2 protein-coding genes are annotated in these 753 nt (G+C 36.7%); both read left to right on the forward strand.

What is annotated here, in order from left to right:
- Positions 1–106 precede the first annotated feature (106 nt).
- On the forward strand, positions 107–445 hold the full coding sequence (locus IEY78_RS35305) for a hypothetical protein (RefSeq protein WP_189104818.1): 339 nt from the start codon (positions 107–109) through the stop codon (positions 443–445).
- The gene (locus IEY78_RS35310; RefSeq protein ID WP_189104819.1) at positions 442–741 is read left to right on the forward strand and encodes a hypothetical protein; all 300 of its coding nucleotides are present in this window, start codon (positions 442–444) and stop codon (positions 739–741) included. The genes IEY78_RS35305 and IEY78_RS35310 overlap by 4 nt, the downstream gene beginning before the upstream one ends.
- Positions 742–753 lie beyond the last annotated feature (12 nt).

The raw sequence follows: 753 nt of genomic DNA on the forward strand, positions 1-753 counted from the left end.
AAACCCTAATTACCGCATGAAAGCTCAAAGATAAAGTGCTGCAACCCCGCTTAAAGGAAAGCTCAAGGATAAAGCACTATAATACCATTCAGAAAAGGGCATAAAAATGAGATTGAAAAAATACTCTCCTGTGCCAAAGAGATATAAATTTTTACAAATTGTTAATGAAGCAGAAGCTACAAGTCTGGCTAGACAAAATAGGCCTAGATTCAGAGTAAAAGACAATTTATTTTCAGATAGTAGTGATGGGGGAGTTAGGGGTTATGGCTCTATTGGAAGTCGTATTGAAGCGATATATCGTATTTATAGGATTTCTCACACAGCCCGCATTACTTTCTCTTTGGACGAGATAGAAAGGTGGGAAAAAGAACATTTAGAGCAAGGACTGGGAAACAGCTTTAAACTAAAAAAGAAAAAGAAAACAAAAGCAAAAAGGAAAAAGTGAGTAAGACACTATTAGCTAAAGCGCTTGCTAACACCACAGACACCGATGCAAGCTATTGCTTTATCTCAGATTTAGCGGCACAACTTGATAATATCAGCATTAGAGTATCTAAAAGCATCATAACCGCTATAGAGCGAGCAGAGGGCGTTAGACTGACTCATGCGTTAATTGACAGGGTTTTGTATAACTCGCTCCACAATATTTTAAGCTTCATTTTTGATAATGTGAAGTTACCACAAATTAAAAATGCATTGACAGCTCAAATCTTTGATGGGGCGTATCAGTTTAAAAATTAAACCATGCTCTTT

It is taken from the genome of Streptomyces kronopolitis (assembly GCF_014646275.1).
GTDB lineage: Bacteria > Actinomycetota > Actinomycetes > Streptomycetales > Streptomycetaceae > Streptomyces > Streptomyces kronopolitis.

Excerpts from the sequence above, each read along its gene's own strand:
- IEY78_RS35305 (WP_189104818.1), top strand. The coding sequence starts at position 107 with ATGAGATTGAAAAAATACTCTCCTGTGCCAAAGAGATATAAATTTTTA.